The sequence below is a fragment of the Kitasatospora aureofaciens genome, from assembly GCF_001188955.3.
Classification (GTDB): Bacteria; Actinomycetota; Actinomycetes; order Streptomycetales; family Streptomycetaceae; genus Kitasatospora; species Kitasatospora aureofaciens.
Genome location: NZ_JPRF03000097.1, coordinates 58980 through 76845 on the forward strand (window position 1 = coordinate 58980; position 17866 = coordinate 76845).

Annotated in this window: 20 protein-coding genes and 1 pseudogene; 9 read left to right on the forward strand and 12 right to left on the reverse strand. The window is 76.4% G+C overall.

What is annotated here, in order from left to right; translation table 11 throughout:
- Nucleotides 1-24 precede the first annotated feature (24 nt).
- The 9 genes from HS99_RS47465 to HS99_RS39140 all read left to right on the forward strand — a co-directional run bounded on the left by HS99_RS47465 (nt 25) and on the right by HS99_RS39140 (nt 9660).
- The gene (locus HS99_RS47465) at nt 25-1698 is read left to right on the forward strand and encodes a carbamoyltransferase family protein (RefSeq protein ID WP_030553765.1); all 1674 of its coding nucleotides are present in this window, start codon (nt 25-27) and stop codon (nt 1696-1698) included.
- Nucleotides 1695-2765, forward strand: a complete 1071-nt coding sequence (locus tag HS99_RS39105; protein ID WP_078867660.1) for a glycosyltransferase family 2 protein — start codon at nt 1695-1697, stop codon at nt 2763-2765. Before HS99_RS47465 ends, HS99_RS39105 begins: the two co-directional genes overlap by 4 nt.
- A 113-nt stretch (nt 2766-2878) precedes the next feature.
- The gene (locus HS99_RS39110) at nt 2879-3406 is read left to right on the forward strand and encodes a D-glycero-alpha-D-manno-heptose-1,7-bisphosphate 7-phosphatase (protein ID WP_030553767.1); all 528 of its coding nucleotides are present in this window, start codon (nt 2879-2881) and stop codon (nt 3404-3406) included.
- Nucleotides 3403-4434 (forward strand): glycosyltransferase family 9 protein, encoded by a 1032-nt coding sequence (locus tag HS99_RS39115; protein WP_046385482.1) that lies wholly within the window; start codon nt 3403-3405, stop codon nt 4432-4434. The genes HS99_RS39110 and HS99_RS39115 overlap by 4 nt, the downstream gene beginning before the upstream one ends.
- Nucleotides 4435-4438: 4 nt before the next feature.
- Nucleotides 4439-5401, forward strand: a complete 963-nt coding sequence (locus tag HS99_RS39120) for a glycosyltransferase (RefSeq protein ID WP_030289852.1) — start codon at nt 4439-4441, stop codon at nt 5399-5401.
- Complete coding sequence (locus HS99_RS39125) at nt 5398-6660, forward strand: glycosyltransferase (RefSeq protein WP_046385481.1); 1263 nt, start codon at nt 5398-5400, stop codon at nt 6658-6660. The genes HS99_RS39120 and HS99_RS39125 overlap by 4 nt, the downstream gene beginning before the upstream one ends.
- Complete coding sequence (locus HS99_RS39130; RefSeq protein WP_078867659.1) at nt 6657-7325, forward strand: D-sedoheptulose-7-phosphate isomerase; 669 nt, start codon at nt 6657-6659, stop codon at nt 7323-7325. Before HS99_RS39125 ends, HS99_RS39130 begins: the two co-directional genes overlap by 4 nt.
- Complete coding sequence (gene rfaE2, locus HS99_RS39135) at nt 7322-8704, forward strand: D-glycero-beta-D-manno-heptose 1-phosphate adenylyltransferase (RefSeq protein ID WP_030289849.1); 1383 nt, start codon at nt 7322-7324, stop codon at nt 8702-8704. The genes HS99_RS39130 and rfaE2 overlap by 4 nt, the downstream gene beginning before the upstream one ends.
- Nucleotides 8701-9660, forward strand: coding sequence for a glycosyltransferase family 9 protein (locus HS99_RS39140; RefSeq protein ID WP_063738029.1), 960 nt, complete (start codon nt 8701-8703; stop codon nt 9658-9660). The genes rfaE2 and HS99_RS39140 overlap by 4 nt, the downstream gene beginning before the upstream one ends.
- Here the strand turns inward: HS99_RS39140 and HS99_RS47470 are convergent.
- The 12 genes and pseudogenes from HS99_RS47470 to HS99_RS39180 all read right to left on the reverse strand — a co-directional run.
- A pseudogene (locus HS99_RS47470) lies at nt 9651-10253 on the reverse strand (glycosyltransferase family 2 protein); the annotation flags it as partial. The gene HS99_RS39140 and the pseudogene HS99_RS47470 overlap by 10 nt on opposite strands.
- Nucleotides 10254-10470: 217 nt before the next feature.
- On the reverse strand, nt 10471-12315 hold the full coding sequence (locus HS99_RS39145; RefSeq protein WP_030553773.1) for a complex I subunit 5 family protein: 1845 nt from the start codon (nt 12313-12315) through the stop codon (nt 10471-10473).
- 7 nt (nt 12316-12322) lie between these two features.
- Nucleotides 12323-12667, reverse strand: coding sequence for a sodium:proton antiporter (locus HS99_RS39150; protein ID WP_030289846.1), 345 nt, complete (start codon nt 12665-12667; stop codon nt 12323-12325).
- Between the two features lie 73 nt (nt 12668-12740).
- The gene (locus tag HS99_RS39155) at nt 12741-13481 is read right to left on the reverse strand and encodes an MnhB domain-containing protein (RefSeq protein WP_030289845.1); all 741 of its coding nucleotides are present in this window, start codon (nt 13479-13481) and stop codon (nt 12741-12743) included.
- Entirely contained in the window at nt 13478-13747 is a 270-nt protein-coding gene (locus tag HS99_RS39160) for a Na(+)/H(+) antiporter subunit B (protein WP_030289844.1), read from the reverse strand. Before HS99_RS39160 ends, HS99_RS39155 begins: the two co-directional genes overlap by 4 nt.
- Entirely contained in the window at nt 13744-14040 is a 297-nt protein-coding gene (locus HS99_RS43815) for a cation:proton antiporter (protein ID WP_030289843.1), read from the reverse strand. Before HS99_RS43815 ends, HS99_RS39160 begins: the two co-directional genes overlap by 4 nt.
- Nucleotides 14037-14294 (reverse strand): monovalent cation/H+ antiporter complex subunit F, encoded by a 258-nt coding sequence (locus tag HS99_RS43820; protein ID WP_030289842.1) that lies wholly within the window; start codon nt 14292-14294, stop codon nt 14037-14039. Before HS99_RS43820 ends, HS99_RS43815 begins: the two co-directional genes overlap by 4 nt.
- On the reverse strand, nt 14291-14740 hold the full coding sequence (locus HS99_RS39170; RefSeq protein WP_157881795.1) for a Na+/H+ antiporter subunit E: 450 nt from the start codon (nt 14738-14740) through the stop codon (nt 14291-14293). The genes HS99_RS43820 and HS99_RS39170 overlap by 4 nt, the downstream gene beginning before the upstream one ends.
- A gap of 201 nt (nt 14741-14941) precedes the next feature.
- Nucleotides 14942-15115: a hypothetical protein gene (locus HS99_RS45595; RefSeq protein WP_157881794.1), complete on the reverse strand. Its 174-nt coding sequence runs from the start codon at nt 15113-15115 to the stop codon at nt 14942-14944.
- Nucleotides 15116-15152: 37 nt separating this feature from the next.
- Entirely contained in the window at nt 15153-16337 is a 1185-nt protein-coding gene (locus tag HS99_RS39175; protein WP_030553774.1) for an alcohol dehydrogenase catalytic domain-containing protein, read from the reverse strand.
- A 59-nt stretch (nt 16338-16396) separates the two neighbouring features.
- Nucleotides 16397-16570, reverse strand: a complete 174-nt coding sequence (locus HS99_RS42060) for a CsbD family protein (protein ID WP_072656091.1) — start codon at nt 16568-16570, stop codon at nt 16397-16399.
- Nucleotides 16571-16693: 123 nt separating this feature from the next.
- Nucleotides 16694-17650, reverse strand: coding sequence for an SDR family NAD(P)-dependent oxidoreductase (locus tag HS99_RS39180; protein ID WP_037831225.1), 957 nt, complete (start codon nt 17648-17650; stop codon nt 16694-16696).
- Nucleotides 17651-17866 lie beyond the last annotated feature (216 nt).

Genomic DNA, 17866 nt, shown 5'->3' on the forward strand with positions numbered 1-17866 from the left:
GCCGAAACGAGGAGGTCACGCGCCATGCGCGTGCTCGGAATCAACGCCCTGTTCCACGACCCGGCAGCCGCTCTGGTCATCGACGGCCGGACGGTGGCCGCCGCCGAGGAGGAACGGTTCAGCCGCCGCAAGCACGGCAAGCGCCCGCTGCCCTTCTCGGCCTGGGAACTGCCGGTCCAGGCCGCCCGCTGGTGCCTGGCGCACGCCGGGCTGACGCCCGCCGACCTCGACCTCGTCGGCTACTCCTTCGACCCCGCGCTGGCCCGCCCGGCCGACGCCATGGGCCTGGACGACCCCTGGGACCACCTGCGGCTGCGGTACGCGCAGGAGGCGCCCGGCTTCCTCGCCGAGACGCTGCCGGGCCTGGACCCGGCCAAGGTCCGCTTCGTCCCGCACCACGTCGCCCACGCCGCCTCCGCCGCCTACGCCGCCGACGGCGCCACCGACCCCTGTTCCGTCCTGGTCCTGGACGGCCGGGGAGAGGCCACCTCCCACCTCGCGGCCCGGCGGGTCGGCACCCGCCTGGAACCGCTGGCCGGACAGCAGCTGCCCCACTCGATGGGGCTGGTGTACGAGGAACTCACCCAGCACCTGGGCTTCCTGCGCTCCTCGGACGAGTACAAGGTCATGGCGATGGCCTCGTACGGGACCCCGAGGATGGCCGACGTGCTGCGCCGCCACGTGTACCCGACGGGTGACGGCGGCTTCCACGCGACCGCCGTGCCGTGGACGGAACTCGCCCCCGCGCTCGCCCCGGGCCAGGAGTGGACCCAGACGCACGCCGACCTCGCCGCCTCCACACAGCACGTGCTGGAGGAGGTCATGCTCGACCTCGCCCGCTGGCTGCACGGCCGCACCGGGGACCGCCTGCTGACGCTGGCCGGCGGCGTGGCGCTGAACTGCGTGGCCAACTCCAGGATCGCGGCCGAGGGCCCCTTCGACCGGGTCTGGGTGCAGCCCGCCGCCGGGGACGCGGGCACCGCCCTGGGCGCGGCCCTCCACCTGGCCGCCGCGGGCGGTGACCAGCCGCTCCCGATGCCCGGCGTCGACCTCGGCCGGGGCTGGTCGGACGCGGAGGTCGAGGCGTGGCTGCGCCGCGCCCACGTCCCGTACGAGCGGCCGGCCGACGTGGCGGCCGAGGTGGCCGCGGCGCTGGCCGACGACGGGATCGTGGCGTGGTTCCAGGGCCGCTCCGAGTTCGGCCCCCGCGCACTGGGCCACCGGTCGCTGCTCGCCCACCCGGGACGGTCGGCCAACCTGGAGCGGCTCAACGACGTGAAGGGGCGCGAGCAGTTCCGGCCCGTCGCCCCGATGGTGCTCGCCGACCGGGCCGCCAAGATCTTCGAGGGGCCGCTGCCCAGCCCGTACATGCTGTTCGTGCACCGGGTCACCGCCGAATGGCGCGAGAAGATCCCCGCGGTCGTCCACGTGGACGGCACCGCGCGGATCCAGACCGTCGACCGGGCCGCCGACCCGCTCACGGCCCGGATGCTGGAGGAGTTCGAACTGCTCACCGGACTGCCGGTGGTGGTGAACACCAGCCTCAACACGGCCGGCCGGCCGATGGTCGACGACGTGCGCGACGCCCTGGAGTGCTTCGGCTCCTCCCCGGTCGACCTGCTGGCCCTGGGCCCGTTCGTGGTCCGGCGCGGCCGGATGTTCGCCGACCCCGCCCGGCCCGGGGAGGGATCGCGGTGAGCGGCGGCCCGACCGCCTACGCGGTGGTCGTCCCGACGCTCGGCCGGCCCAGCCTGACCACCTGCCTGCGGGCACTCGCGGACGGCCAGGGGCCGCCGCCGGAACAGGTCGTGCTGGTCGACGACCGCCCGCTGACCGACTGCGAGCCGCTCGCCGTCGAGGTGCCGCCGGCGCTGCGGGACCGGCTGACGGTCCTGCCCGGCGGCGGCAACGGCCCGGCGGCGGCCCGCAACACCGGGTGGCGCAGCGTCTCCCAGCCCTGGGTCGCCTTCCTGGACGACGACACCGTGCCGGGCCCGACCTGGCCGCGGGACCTCGCGGCCGACCTCGCCGCCGCCCACCCCACGACCGGCGGCGTCCAGGGGCGCATCGAGGTGCCCCTGCCCGTCGGGCGACGGCCCACCGACTGGGAGCGCGGCACGGCCGGTCTGGCCCGCTCCCGGTGGATCACCGCCGACATGGCCTACCGGAGGGCGGCACTGGAAGAGGTCGGCGGTTTCGACGAACGCTTCCGTCGGGCCTTCCGGGAGGACGCCGACCTGGCCCTTCGGGTGCTGGACGCCGGCTGGCGGCTGGAGCCGGGCAACCGCCGCACCACCCACCCGGTGCGACCGGCGGACCGCTGGGTCTCGCTGCGCCAGCAGGCGGGCAACGCCGACGACGTCCTGATGAACCGGCTGCACGGACCGCGCTGGTGGGAGCGGGCCCAGGCGCCCCGGGGACGCTTCCCCGCCCACGTGGCGGTGACCGCCGCGGCGGTCACCGCACTCGCGGCAGCCGCCGCCGGCCGACCGCGCGCCGCCGCGGCCCTCGCCGCGGTGTGGCTGGCCGGCACGGCGCAGTTCGCCGCCGCCCGCGTCCTGCCCGGCCCGCGCACCAGGGAGGAGGTCGTCACGATGCTGCTGACCAGCGTGCTCATCCCGCCGGCCGCCTGCCGGCACCGCCTCCGGGGCCTGCTGCTCCACCGCGCGGCGCCGCCCTGGTACGCGCCGGACTTCGTCGTGACCCCCGTCGAACCGCCGGTGGCGCGGTACGTCCGGCCGGTGGAACGGGAGGAGTCCTCATGACCTCCGCCACCGGACGGGCCCCGTCGGGCGTGCGTCCGCCGCACGGCCGGACACGGCCAGCCGGGCCCTGGATCTTTCCCGGGTGCCCCCGACCGGGCCGGGCGGCGGGTGCCGTGCTCTTCGACCGGGACGGGACGCTGGTGGAGGACGTGCCCTACAACGGGGACCCGGACCTGGTGCGGCCGGTGCCCGGCGCCGTACGGGCGGTGGCCGAGCTGCGGGCCGCGGGCCTGGTGCTGGGCGTCGTCAGCAACCAGTCGGGCGTGGCCCGCGGTCTGCTGACCCGGCGGCAGGTGGAGGCCGTGCAGCGCCGGATCGACGACCTGATCGGCCCGTTCGGGATCTGGGCGGTCTGCCCGCACGGACCGTCCGAGGGCTGCCGGTGCCGCAAGCCCGCGCCCGGCCTCGTCCTGGCCGCCTGCCGCGGCCTGGGCGTGCCGCCGGCCCGGACGGTCGTCATCGGGGACATCGGCGCGGACGTCGGAGCGGCCCGCGCGGCGGGCGCGCGGGCGATCCTCGTACCGACCCCCGCCACCCGGCCGGAGGAGATCACGGACGCCGACACCGTCGCGGCCGACCTCACCGCCGCCGTCCGGCTGGTCCTGGGCGCCCGGCCCGGTACCGACCGGGAGGGCGCATGACGACGCTCGTGGTCAGACTCGACAGCGCCGGCGACGTCCTGCTCGCCGGCCCGGCCGTCCGGGCCGCCGCCCACCACTCCCGGCGGGTGGTGATGCTCTGCGGACCGCAGGGCGCCCCCGCCGCCCGGCTCCTGCCCGGAGTGGACGAGGTCGTGGTCTGGGACTCGCCCTGGACGGGGTTCGACCCGCCCCCCGCGACGGCCCGGGGCGTCATGGACCTGGTGTCCTCGCTCGCCTCCAGGACGATCGAACGGGCGCTCGTCCTGACGTCCTTCCACCAGAGCGCCCTGCCGACCGCGCTCCTGCTGCGGATGGCGGGCGTGGCCCACATCGCCGCGGACAGCGTGGACTACCCGGGCTCGCTCCTGGACCTGCGCCACCAGCGCGGCGAGGGGCGCCACGAAGCGGAGGCGGCCCTCGACCTGGCCGCGGCCGCGGGCTTCCCCCTGCCGCCCGGCGACGACGGCCGGCTGGCCGTCCTGCCGCCGCCCGGCCAACAGCACCTCACCGGCCCCGGCCGCTACGTCGTGCTGCACCCGGGAGCCGCCGTGCCCGCCCGGGCGCCCGGTGCGCGCCTGGCCGCGGCCGCGGTACGGGCACTGGCCGCCGCGGGCCACCGGGTGGTGGTGACCGGCGGACGGGCCGAGAAGGAGCTGACGGCCGAAGTGGCCGGCGCCGACGCCCTCGACCTCGGCGGGCGCACCGGCCTCGCCGAACTGTCGGGCGTCCTCGCGGGCGCCGACGTCGTCGTCGCCGGGAACACCGGCCCGGCCCACCTGGCCGCCGCCGTCGGCACCCCCGTGGCCTGTCTGTTCGCGCCCGTCGTGCCGGCCCACCGCTGGCGGCCGTACGGCGTGCCGCACGTGCTGCTGGGACGCCAGGACGCCCCGTGCGCGGGGACCAGGGCCCGGACCTGCCCGGTCCCGGGCCACCCGTGCCTGGACTCGCTCACCGCGGAGGAGATCGTCACGGCGGTCGACCTCCTGCGGAATCCGCCGACCACAACCGAGCGGCCGCCCCGGAGGTGACCCGATGAACATCCTGCTGTGGCACGTGCACGGCTCCTGGACGACCGCGTTCGTCCAGGGACCGCACACCTACCTCCTCCCGGTCACGGAGGACCGCGGACCGGACGGCCTCGGACGTGCCCGGACCTTCGACTGGCCGCACACCGTGGTGGAACTGCCGCCGGAACGCCTGCGCGGGACCGACATCGACCTGGTGGTGCTCCAACGGCCCCACGAAGCCGCGCTCGCCGAACGGTGGCTCGGCCGGCGGCCCGGCGTCGACCTGCCGGCCGTCTACCTGGAGCACAACAGCCCGCACGGCGACATCCCGGACACCCGCCACCCGATGGCCGACCGGGACGACCTGACCGTCGTCCACGTCACCGACTTCAACGACCTGTTCTGGGACTGCGGCAGCACCCGGACCACCGTCATCGAGCACGGCGTGGTCGACCCCGGGTACCGCTACACGGGAGAGCTGGCCGCCTCGGCCGTCGTGGTCAACGAGCCGGTCCGCCGCGGCCGCACGACCGGGACCGACCTGCTGCCGCTGTTCGCGCGGCAGGGCCCGCTCCACGTCTTCGGCATGGCGACGGGCGGGCTCGCCGCCCACCTCGGCCTCCCACCGGACCGCTGCCGGACGGCCGAACTGCCCCAGGCGGCCCTGCACACCGAACTGCCCCGGCGCCGGCTCTACCTGCACCCCGTTCGGTGGACCTCCCTCGGCCTGTCGCTGCTGGAGGCGATGCACCTCGGCATGCCCGTGGTGGCCCTGGCCACCACCGAGGCCGTCCGCGCCGTGCCCCCCGGAACGGGCGTGCTCTCCACCGACGTCCGGGAACTCGCGGACGCGGTGCGCCACTACCTGGCCGACCCGGCGGCGGCCACCCAGGACGGGCTGCGCGCCCGCCAGGCCGCCCTGGAGCGGTACGGCCTGAAGAGGTTCCTCGCCGACTGGGACCGCCTGATGGAAGAGGTGACCCGTTGAACGCGCCCCTGAGCATCGACCTGGTCTCCGAACACGCCAGCCCCCTCGCCGTCCTCGGCGGAGTCGACGCCGGCGGGCAGAACGTCCACGTCGCGGCACTCGCCGGCGCCCTCGCCGACCTCGGCCACCGCGTCGTCGTCCACACCCGGCGGGACCGGGCCGACCTCGCCGAGCACGTGCCGCTGCGCCCGGGCGTCCTGGTCCACCACGTACCGGCCGGCCCGGCGCGCCAGCTCCTCAAGGACCAGCTGCTGCCGTACATGCCGGCCTTCGGGGACGAGCTGGCACGGTACTGGCGGACCCGTCCGCCCGACATCGTGCACGCCCACTTCTGGATGTCCGGACTGGCCGCACTGCGCGGCGCCCGGCACCTGGCCATCCCGGTCGTGCACACCTACCACGCACTGGGCGTGGTCAAGCGCCGCCACCAGGGGGCGGCCGACACCAGCCCGCCCGGCCGACTGGGCATCGAGACCGCCATCGCCCGCTCGGCCCACCGCGTGGTGGCCACCTGCAGCGACGAGGTCGCCGAACTCCTGGCGATCGGGGCTCCCGCCGACCGGATCAGGGTCGTGCCCTGCGGCGTCGACCCGGTCCGCTTCACCCCGGCCGGACCGAGCGTGCCGCGCGGCGGGCGCCGACGACTGCTCACGGTGGGCCGGATGGTCCCCCGCAAGGGCGCGGAGACCGCCGTCGAGGCGCTGGTCCGGCTGCCCAGGACCGAACTCCTGGTGGCCGGCGGACCGCCCGCCGACCAGCTGGACGACGACCCGTACGCGCGGCGCCTGCGCGCGCTCGCGGCCCGGCTCGGCGTGGCCGACCGGCTCGTCCTGCTGGGCGCGGTGGCCGCCGACGCCATGCCCGCCCTGATGCGCAGCAGCGACCTGGTGATCTGCCCCGCCCACTACGAGCCCTTCGGCATCGTCCCGCTGGAGGCGATGGCCTGCGGCGTGCCGGTCGTCGCCACGGCCGTCGGCGGCCACCTCGACACCATCGCGGACGGGCGGACGGGCACCCTCGTGCCGCCCGCCTCCGCGGAGGCCCTGGCAACCGCCGCGCACGCCCTGCTGGCCGACCCGAAGACCCGTCAGGCCTACGGGGAGGCCGGGCGCCGCCGCGTCCTCTCCTTCTACACCTGGCAGACCGTCGCCACCTGCACGGCGAAGGTGTACGACGAAGTGCTGGACCGCACCGACCCGCCGGCCCGGACGGCCGACGCCCCCCGGGTTCCGCGGGTCACGACAGGAGGCCCCCGATGACCGCCGGCTTCTTCGACGCCGCCGACGACCTGGAGCAGGCCGCGCGGCACTGCCGGGCCCTGGAGACCGCCATCGGCGCTCTCCGCGCCCACCACCTGCCCCTGCTCACCGGATGGGGCGAGGCACTGGCCGGCCTGCTGCCCGCGGGCTGCCGCCTGCTCGCCGCCGGCAACGGCGGCAGCGCCGCCCAGGCCCAGCACCTGACGGCGGAACTGGTGGGCCGCTACCGGGGCGAGCGCGCCGCGTACTCGGCGATCTCCCTGCACGCCGAGACCTCCAGCCTCACCGCCATCGGCAACGACTACGGCTTCGAGGAGGTCTTCGCCCGCCAGGTCGAGGCCCACGGCAGCGCCGGTGACGTCCTGGTCCTGCTGTCCACCTCCGGCCGCAGCCCCAACCTGCTGGCGGCCGCCGACACCGCCCGCTCCCTGGGCCTGGGCGTGTGGGCGATGACGGGCCCCGCCCCCAACCCGCTGGCGGAGCGCGCGGACGAGGCACTGGCGGTGGAGGCACCGGAGAGCGCCACCGTGCAGGAGGTCCACCTCGCCGCCCTGCACATGGTCTGCGAGGCCTTCGACGCCGCGCTCGACCGCCGCCAGGACGCTGACGACCCGGTCGCCGCGCCCGACCACGACCTACCCCGCCTGCCCGGGGGGACCCGGTGAACGGCCCGCTGGTCGTGGTCGGCGACAGCCTGCTCGACATCGACGTCGACGGCCGCGCCGACCGCCTGGCCCCGGACGCCCCGGTGCCCGTGGTCGACGTGTCGGCCGAGCGCAGCCGCCCCGGCGGCGCCGCCCTCGCCGCGTGCCTGACGGCGCGGACCGACCGCGAGGTCGTCCTGGTCACGGCCCTGGGCGACGGACCGGCGGCCCGCACCCTGCGCCGCCACCTCACCGGGCGCGTGCGACTCGTGGAGCTACCGCTGGTCGGTGACCTCCCGGTCAAGACCCGGGTACGGGTCGACGGCCGCGCCCTGCTGCGCATCGACCGCGGCGGCGGAACCGTCGGGCCCCCCGACCGCCGGGCCGCGCAGGTGCTGGCCCGCGCCTCGGCCGTCCTGGTGGCCGACTACGGCCGGGGGCTCGCCGACCGGCTGCGCCCCCCGCTGACGGCCTGCGCCGCGCACGTCCCGCTCGTCTGGGACCCGCACCCGCGCGGCGGGCCGCCGGTCCCCGGTGCGCGGCTGGTCACCCCCAACGCCGCCGAGGCCAAGGCCTGTGCCGCCGCCCTCGACCCGGACGCCCCGACCGGCGACGGGCTCCCCGACCACACCGCCCGGGGAGCCCTGCTGGCCGGGCGGTGGCGCGCCGCCTCGGTGGCCGTCACCCTCGGGCGACGGGGCGCGCTCCTCAGCCGGGGCACCGAGAGCCCCATCCTGCTCCCCGCCCCCTACGAGGCCACCGGCGACCCGTGCGGAGCCGGGGACTGCTTCGCGGCGGCCGTCACCGCGGCCCTGGCGGCCGGCGCCATCCCCGAGGAGGCGGTCCACACCGGGGTCACCGCGGCGGCGGACTTCGTGGCCCGCGGCGGCGCCGGGAACCCGGACCTGTGGGACCGGGCCTCCGGCCCGGCCACCGCGCCGCCGGACGCCCTGCGCATCGCCGAGGCCACCCGGGCCCGTGGCGGCACGGTCGTGGCGGCCGGCGGCTGCTTCGACCTGCTGCACGCCGGCCACGTCTCCCTCCTGGAGTCCGCCGCCCGGCTGGGCGACTGCCTGATCGTCTGCCTGAACTCCGACGACTCGGTGCGCCGGCTCAAGGGCCCGGGCCGCCCGCTCAACCCGGTCGGCGACCGCGCCCGGATCCTCACCGGCCTCGGCTGCGTGGACGCCATCCAGGTGTTCGAGGAGGACACCCCCGAACGGGTCCTGCGCACCCTGCGCCCCGACGTCTGGGTCAAGGGCGGCGACTACCGGTTTGAATCCCTCCCCGAGGCGTCGGTGCTGGCCGAATGGGGCGGCCAGGTGCTCGTCCTGCCCTACCTGGACGGTCGTTCCACCACGGCGCTCGCCGAGCGGGCCGCCGTCCGGGCCCGCCCGTGACCGAGCGGCCCACCCTCCTGGTCCTGCGCGCGCTCGGCCTCGGCGACCTGCTCACCGGCGTACCCGCCCTGCGCGCCCTGCGGCGCCACCACCCCGGCCACGAACTGGTCCTGGCCGCCCCGGCCCGGCTGGCACCCGCCCTCGCCGCCACCGGCACGGCGGACCGGCTGCTGGCCACCGACGCCCCCGGGCGCGAGGTGCCCCACCGCCTGCCCTGGGACGGCCCGCCGCCCGACCTCGCGGTGGACCTGCACGGCAACGGCCCGGCCAGCCGCGACGCCCTGGCGCGACTGCGGCCCGCCCGCCTGATCGCCTACGCGGACGCCGGCGCCCCGCGCTGGCGGGACGACGAGCACGAACGCGAACGGTGGTGCCGCCTGCTGCGCCACCACGGCATCGGAGCGGACGCCGGTGACCTGCTCATCGCCCGGCCCGCCGTCCCGTCGCCCGCACCCGGGGCCGTGCTCATCCACCCCGGAGCCGACGCGGCCGCCCGCCAGTGGCCGCTCGGCCACCGGGTGGTGGTCACCGCCGGCCGGGGCGAGCGCGCCCTCGCCGAAGGCGTCGCGTGCGAGGCCGGACTGCCGTCGGGGGACGTCCTCGGCGGCGCTACGGACCTGCCCTTCCCCCTGCTGGCGGCACTGGTGGCCGAGGCCCGGGCCGTGGTCTGCGGGGACACCGGCATCGCCCACCTGGCGACCGCGCTCGGCACGCCCTCGGTGACCCTGTTCGGCCCGGTCTCGCCGGTGCTGTGGGGACCGCCGGCCGTGCCCCGCCACCTCGCCCTGTGGCGGCACCACGGCGAGGAGACCCGGCCCGGCGACGCCCACGGCCCCCGGCCCGATCCCCGGCTGCTGCGCATCCGCCCGGCCGACGTGCTGGCCGCCCTCGCGGAGCTGTCGCTCCCGCCACCGGTACCACTGCCGGGGTGCGGGGCACCGGTTCGGCCGACGTAACGGCGGGCCCGGGAGGCCCGCTGAGCCCCGTCCAGGCTCCGCAGCACCCGTTCGACCCGGGACGGCACGCTGCGCCGGTCATGCACCACCCACGGCAGCCCCGCCGCCGCCTCGGCGAAGGCCCGGAGGGACACCGCGTCCCGCGGCACGGTGCGGGCCAGGAAGGCGGTGCGGCGCACCGCGGGCCACAGCGGCCGGCGCAGCCAGGTGAACCAGAGGGTGTTGCGGATCCCGTGCCGCCGCCGCAGCGTCGCGTCGCGGGCCGGGGACGGCCGGTGGTGGACCGTCAGGTCCTCGGCGTACACCAGCCAGTGGCCGGCGGCCGCGAGGTCGGCGGCCAGCAACTCCTCCTCGCCGCCCAGCCAGAGCCGCGGTGAGAAGCCGCCGACGGCCCGGAACAGGTCGGTGCGCAGCACCGTCGCCCCGGCGAGGAAGGAGCCGAGAGCCGGCCCGGGCAGCCAACCGGGCGCGGGGACCGATGAGTTGCGAAGCTCCTCGACAATCGGGTCCTCGCGCGGCGGCTCCTGCGGGTGGTCGGGGTCGTGGACCAGGATCCGCGCGGTGACCGCCGCCACCGGCGGGTGCGCGATCAGGACCACGCCCAGGCCGGCAGGACGCATCGTGGGCCCCCAGGGAATCCGGTCGGTGGCGGGGAGCGCGGCGAACGGCGAGGGTCCGCGGGGCTGCTGCCCCGCTGCCTCCGTCGCCCCTCCAGTGTGGCCCGCGGCCGTCCGGGTGGCGTGGCGGGCGCCGGGCCCGCCCCCGGAGCTGCGCCGTGCCGGGCCGCCCTGCGTCGTGCCGGGCCCGCCCTCAGAGCTGCGCCGTGAGGGCGGCCAGCATCGCTGCCAGCCCCACGGTCAGCCAGGCGATGTAGTCCCCGAGCAGTCCGGAGTGCAGTCGGCGCAGCGGCAGGACGGTGACCCGGAACAGCCCGCTGGTGTCCCGCCCGGGGGCGCGGCGGACGGCGGCGGTGGCGAGGCCGACGGCCAGCAGCGTGGAGAGCAGGCCGAGCAGCACGCCGGGCACCGTCCACCAGGCCTCGGGCGCGGCGCCCGCGGGGGCCGGGGCGCCACCGAGGGTCTGGGCGAGGTACCCGTCGCGGTCGGTGAAGGCGGCCGCTCCCGCCGCGAGCGCGCGCCCCACGCCCGGCAGCACGCCGACGGCCAGACAGCCGGCCAGCAGTAGGGCCGGGACGAGGAGCATCGGCACCGGCGGCCGGCGGCCCGGCTCGCGGATCTCGGGCTCCTCGCCCTCGCCGGTGGTCGCCGCGGCCTCCGGGTCCTCGGCCGGCCGCGCGCCCAGCCCGCCGAAGACCCGCAGCCCGGCGCGCAGCACCGCGCCGCCGGTGAGCGCGGAGACCAGCACGAACACCGCGGGCAGCCAGCCGCCCCAGTGCCCGGCGGCCTCCTCGGCGACGGCCTTGCCGAGCCCGGTGCCGAACGGCGGCAGCCCGGCCAGGGCGAGCGCGCCGATGACGAACAGCAACCCGGTGAGGCGCAGTTCGCGGGCCCGGCCGTGCAGTCCGTGCTCGTCTACCGAGCCGTACCGGTCCAGCAGCACGCCGGTGAGGCCGAACAGCGCCGCCTTGGCGCCCGCGTGGCCGGCCACGTACACGGCCGAGCCGGCCAGTCCGGCCGGGTCGAGCAGCGCCGCGCCGATCAGGAACAGCCCGATGTGTCCGACGGTGGAGAAGGCGAGCATCCGCTTGAGGTGCCGCTGCGGCCAGCACATCACGGCGCCGACCAGCGCCGTCAGCACGCCCGCGGCGAGCAGGGTGTCGCGGACCGCGTCGTCCGGCAGGCCGCCCGCCCCGGCGAAAACCACCCGGTGGATGCGCGCCACCCCGTAGACGCCGAGTTCGACCATCACCCCGGAGAGCAGCATGCACACCGGGCTCGGTGCCACCGCGTGGGCGTCCGGCAGCCAGAAGTGGAAGGGCGCGGTCGCGGCCTTGACCAGCGGGCCGGCCAGCACCAGCACGAAGGCGACGACCACCAGGGCGTCCCGGCCGTGCCCGGCGGCGGCGTGCTGGTCCAGTGCGGCGCCGATCTGGGCGAGGCCGAGTTCGCCGGTGCGGGCGTAGAGCAGGCCGATGCCGAGCAGGGAGAGGTACGCGGCGGCCGAGTTGACCAGTCCGAAGGCGAGGGCGCCCTGCAGCGGGCGTTCGTCCTCGATCCGGTAGCCGGTCAGCGCGTAGGCGACGGCGCCCATCAGCTCGAAGAACACGAAGGCGTCGAAGAGGTCCCCGGTGAGCGCGAAGCCGACCATCCCGGCCTCGAAGAGCAGCAGCAGGGCGGGGAACACCCCGCCGTGCTCGCCGGAGGGCTCGTCGAAGTACCGCCAGGCGTAGCAGACCACCGCGAGGACGAGGACGGCCGCGAGCAGGGCGAGGCCGGCACCGAGGCGGTCGGCGACCAGCACGACGCCGACGCTGTGGCCGCCGCGCGGGCTCCAGCCGCCGAGCCAGGAGACCGCCCGGCCGTCCGGCGCGGTCCGGGCCCACAGCAGGGTCAGGCAGGCCACGTCGGCGGCGGCCCAGGCGGTGGCCAGCGCGTCGCGCCCCGGGCGGGGCAGCCGGCGTCCGGTCACGGCCAGGACGGCGGCGCCGAGCAGCGGGACGGCGACGGCCAGCGGCAGCAGGTCAGCAGTGTTCACCGGCCGCTCACCCGCGCAGCCCGGTGAGTTCCTCGGGGTCCACCGTGCCGTGCCGCTTGCGTAGTTGGATCACCAGGGAAAGGAGCAGGGCGGTGACGGTCGCCCCGACCACGATGTCGGTCAGGACGAGTGCCTGGACCACCGGGTCGACCACCGGGGCGTCGGTCGGCAGGTCGGAGAAGACCGGCGCGGTGGCGCCGCTGCGGTAGCCGACCGCGAGCAGCAGCACGTAGGTGGAGGACTGCGCGACGGCCAGGCAGCCGACCGCCTGCACCAGGTTGCGGCTGGTCACCAGGCCGTACAGCCCGGCGAGCAGGATCCACCCGGCCACGAGGTAGGGGAAAACGCTCATTCGTCCACCTCGCTTCGCTCGGCGGTCGCTCCGCGAAACCCGCACCTCTGGATGACTCGCTCGCTCCGCTCGTTCACCGGTTCTCCCCGTTGTGGACGATCTCGACCGCCTGGTCCAGGAAGTGCGCCAGCAGGACCACCACGCCGGAGGCGACCTCGACACCGACGGCGGCGTTGATCACCGCCACCAGCCCGCTGGAGGACATCTGGTTGAAGGTGCCGAGCGGCAGGGTGTTGGCGAGGTAGCCGGCGCCCTGGGCGAGGCCGATCAGGCCGAGCGCGGCGTAGGTGCCGGCCGCGAGCGCGTCCGCCACGTCCAGGGCGGCCAGCGGGCGGATCCGCTTGAGCACCCGGTAGTCGGCGGCGACGTAGGCCAGGTGCAGGGCGGTGGCCAGCGCGACGCCGCCCTGGAAGCCGCCGCCGGGGCTCAACTGGCCGTGGGCGACGAGGTATCCGCCGACCAGCAGGGTGACCGGCAGCAGCGTCGCGCCGAACAGCCGGGTGGTGGGCAGCACGGGTTCGGCGGCGGCGCGGCGCTTGCCCTCGTCCCGGGCGAGCCGCAGCAGTATGGCGGCGCCGAGCACCGAGCCGAACAGGATGGACTCCTCGCCGAGGGTGTCGAAGGCCCGCTGGTCGAAGTTGACGGAGGAGATGATGTTGGCCGTCTGCCGGGCCAGCCCGGCCGCCACCGCCCGTTCGCCGTACGGGTGGTGGTGGCCGCCGAAGCCCGGCAGCTCGGTGGCGGCGGTGATCAGGGCGGCGGCGAGGACGGCTGCGGCGGCGAGGAACAGCCGCAGCCGGGCGGTGCGGCTCACTCGGTGCGGTCCGGGTGTTCGTCCGCCTGCTCCTGGCGGCGCACCCGGCGGACGGTCAGCAGGATCAGCAGCGGGGTGATCGCGCTGCCGACGCCCAGTTGGGAGAGCGCGACGTCGGGCGCCTGGAGCACGGTGAACAGCAGCGCGAGGCAGAGCCCGAGGAACGCGAGGACGACGGCCTGCCGGACCGGCTCGCGGGTGAGCGCGGCGGTGGTCGCGGTGACGGCGGTGAGCAGCAGGGCGATCACGGTCAACGCATTGGTCACTGCTGAGCCTTCCGTTCGGCGCGCACGGTGGTGCGCGCGACGGCCATGGTGGTGACGGTGCCGCCGATGGCCAGCAGCAGGCCGATCACCAGCAGCTTGACGGCGGCCCGCCCCGGCCCGGTGTCCACGGCGAGGGCGAGCGCGACCAGCGGCGCACCGAGGGCGGCGGCGGGGGAGAGGGCGTGCAGCCGCAGGTACGGCCCGGGCAGCACCGCGAGGGCGAGGGCGGCGAGCAGCAGCGCGGCGGCGCCGGCCACCAGCAGCACCAGTGCCAGGGTGTGTCGGGGCGTCACTGCTGCCTCCCGGCCAGGAAGCGGGTGAACACCAGCGTCCCGGCGGGCGCCAGCACCGCGAGGTCCAGTGCCAGGTCGGTGTACGAGGTGCGGCTGAACCCCTGGGCGAGCAGCAGCAGGACGACGGAGGTGATCGTCGCGGCGAGGTTGAGCCCGGCCAGGCGCTGCTCGGGCGAGCCGCGCAGGCCGAGCAGCAGGCACGGGCCCACGCCGCAGGCGGCCAGCACAGCCGCCGCGATCAGCCAGGCGTTCACTCCCCGGCCCCCGTCAAGGCCCGCTCCAGAGAGGACAGTTGGTCTTCCATCGCGTGGACGGTCAGTTCGCCGCCGTCCCGGCTCTCCACCGCGTACGCGCCGGGCGTCGAGGACAGCAGCGCCGCGCCCCAGGCCGCCCCGGTGCCGGGGGCGAGCCGTACGGTGCGGAACCCGCCGCGCCGGTGGGCGGGGGAGGCGACGGCGAGCGCGAGCCGGCCGGTGTCGGCCAGCAGGGTCCACGGGAATGCCCAGAGCGCCCGGGCCAGCCGGGCCGGTCCGCCGGGAGTCGCCCCGGACGCGCGCCGCACGGCCACCGCGCCCAGGGCCCCGAGGAGCGCCACGCCGCCGCCCACCGCCATCTCCAGCGGGGACACCGAGCTGATGAACACGGTGTTGAGCAACAGCAAAACCCCCCACCAGAGCAGGAGTTCGAGCATCGTTCGCATTTCCACCCCCATGTCGGACCTCCGGCCGCCCGCCACCGCGGCGGGCGGCCCCCAGGTGTACCGTCCGGTCGGCGCACGCGTCCCGCGCGCAACGCCGCGGCGCGCGTGATCACCGCACCGGACCACCCGTTCGCCGGACGACGGGCCGGAAAGCTCCGATGATCGGCCCGGCCCGTGCGGTCGTACCGCTTCGACGTGCGGCTACTGCTTCCGGTCCTCGCCGCCCGGGTCCGTCACCTCGAACTCCGGGCCGTCCTGCGGTCCCTTCTCCTCCTCGTGCTCCGGCGGTGGGCTGCCCTCGCCGGTCATCCGGGACTCCGGGGTCTCGACCTGCTCCGGCGGGTCCTTGGGTACCGGGTTCCTCATGGTGCTCATCGCGTTCGCCTCCTCTGAGTGGGAGCGGGCGGGCCGGTCAGGGCTGGAACAGCACCTTGACGACGCCGTCCTGCTTGCGTTGGAACATGTCGTACGCGTCCGGGGCCTCGGCCAGCGGCACGTGGTGGGTGGCGAAGCCCTCCACCCCCAGCGGGTCGTCGTCGCCGAGCAGCGGCAGCAGGTCGTCCATCCAGCGCAGGACGTTGGCCTGCCCCATCCGCAGCTGCAGTTGCTTGTCGAACATGGTCAGCATCGGCAGCGGGTCGGTCATCCCGCCGTACACGCCGGACAGCGATATCGTGCCGCCGCGCCGGACCAGGTCCACCGCCAGGTGCAGGGCGTGCAGCCGGTCGAGGCCGACCCGGGTCATCAGCCTGGCGGCCAGCGCGTCCGGCAGCAGCGAGGTCATCCGCTGGGCGGCGGTCGCGGCGGGGGAGCCGTGCGCCTCCATCCCGACGGCGTCGATCACGGCGTGCGGGCCGCGGCCCTCGGTGAGGTCCCGGACGGTGTCGACGATCCGGGAGCCGAGCCGGGCCAGGTCCAGCGCCTCGACGCCGTTCTCCGCGGCGCGTTCCAGCCGCTCGGGCACCAGGTCGACGCCGATCACGGTGCCGGCCCCGCGGTGGCGGGCGATCCGGGTGCACATGTCCCCGATCGGGCCCAGCCCGAGCACCGCGACGCTGCCGCCCGGTGGGATGTTCGCGTAGTCGACGGCCTGCCAGGCGGTGGGCAGCACGTCGGACAGCAGCACGTAGCGGTCGTCCGGCGGCCCGTGCGGTACGGGCACCGGCAGCGTGTTGCCGAACGGGACCCTCAGCAACTCCGCCTGTCCGCCCGGTACCTGACCGTAGAGCTTGGTGTAGCCGAACAGCGCGGCGCCCATGCCGTAGGCGTGCACCTGGGTGGTCTCGCACTGGGACTGCAGGCCCTGCACACAGGTGGGGCAGGTGCCGCAGGAGACGTTGAACGGGACGACCACGCGGTCGCCCGGATCGACGGCGTGCACCGCGGGGCCCGTCTCGCGGACCACGCCCATCGCCTCGTGGCCCAGGATGTCGCCCTCGTCCAGGAAGGCGCCCAGGACCTCGTACAGGTGCAGGTCGGATCCGCACAGCCCGGTGGTGGTCACCTCCACCAGGACGTCGGTGGGCTCCCGGATCACCGGGTCGGGGACGGAGTCGACGCGGACGTCGCGGCGCCCGTGCCAGGTGACGGCCTTCATGGTGGCTCTCTCCCTCCGGACGGGCCGGCGGCCGCGCGGGGCGGCCGCCGGCGTCGGGGTCAGTCCTTCCCGACGTCCTTGACCTTCTCGCCGGCCTGCTTGAGGTCGCTCTTCATCTGCTTGCCCTTGCCCTCGGCCTCGACGACCGGGTCGCCCATGACCTTTCCGGCGGCCTCCTTGACCTTGCCGTGGGCCTTCTCCGCGACGTTGCGCGCTTTGTCCTCGGTACCCATGGGGAGTGCTCCTCTCGTGGTTCCGACGGCTCGTTCCGACCGCTGCTTCCGACGGCGGGGCGGGTCGTGGCCCCTCGGGCCGCGTGTGCCCGCGCAGCGCACTTCCACACCCCCCGATCCGCCTCAGGACGCGGTGGGCTCGTTGTGGGCCCGCCCCGCCCGCCGGCCGAGGGTGGTCAGCCGGTGGACCGGGCCACCCGGCCGGTGCCGGGAGGCGGCCCGCACGCCCGGTACGCCGTGCTCCGGTGCGGCGCCGGCCGACGGCAGCAGCCGCGCGGTCAGGGCGAGCAGCCGGTTCGTGGTGGCGGGAGCGACGCCGTGGGCGAGCACGGCGGCCTTGGCGAGCGGTGTCAGCACCAGCTCGCGCCGCCCGCCCTCGACGGCCCGGACGATCCGCCGGGCCGCCCGCCGGGCGTCCATCGACACCAGCGGTATGGAGGCGGCGGTCGCGAACCAGGCGTACTCGCTGCCCGCCTGCCCGGCGAACTCGGCGGCCGTGTGCGAGCCGGTGCGCATCAGCCCCGGCAGCACGGTGGTCACCCGGATGCCGTACGGCGCCAGCTCCGCCGCCAGCCCCTCCGAGAGGCCCGTGAGCGCGAACTTGGCGGCGACGTACGGCAGCAGGTGCGGCGCCGGGATCCGGCCGCCGATCGAGCTGATCATCACGATCGAGCCCGAGCCGCGGGCCCGCATCTGCGGCAGCACGGCCTGGACCAGTCGCAGCGGTGCCATCGTCATCAACTCGTGCGCCCGCCGGAAGTCCTGCTCCTGCACGGCGGAGAACGGGCCGACCTGGATCAGACCGGCGTTGTTGACCAGCAGGTCCACGTCGGCCCCGAAGCGCTCCCGCACGGCCGCGAGCAACTGCTCCGGCGCCTGCGGGTCCATCAGGTCACAGGCCGTGGCGGCCACCTCGCCCGGCAGGCCGCCCAACTGCCGCAGCGCCCGCTCCAGGCCCAGCTCGTCCCGGCCGCAGAGCATCACCCTGCAGCCCCGCTGCGCCAGCTCACCCGCGATCAGCAGCCCCAGCCCGCGGGAGGAGCCGGTCACCAGCGCCGTCCGTCCGGCCAGCACACCCATCGCCCGCACCCTTCCTCGCTCCGGTAGGTCCGACTCCTCGTTCGGGAAGCCCGACTCCCCGCTCCGGGTAGTCCGACGCCGGCGCGTGTGTCCGACCACCCCGCCCGCAAACCCCGGGGTGTGGACGGGCCAGCCCGGGCACCCGCCGTAGCGTGACGAGCCCCACCGGACGGACCGGCCTGACCCAGTAGCGACCCGCACGGCCCTGGCCGGCGG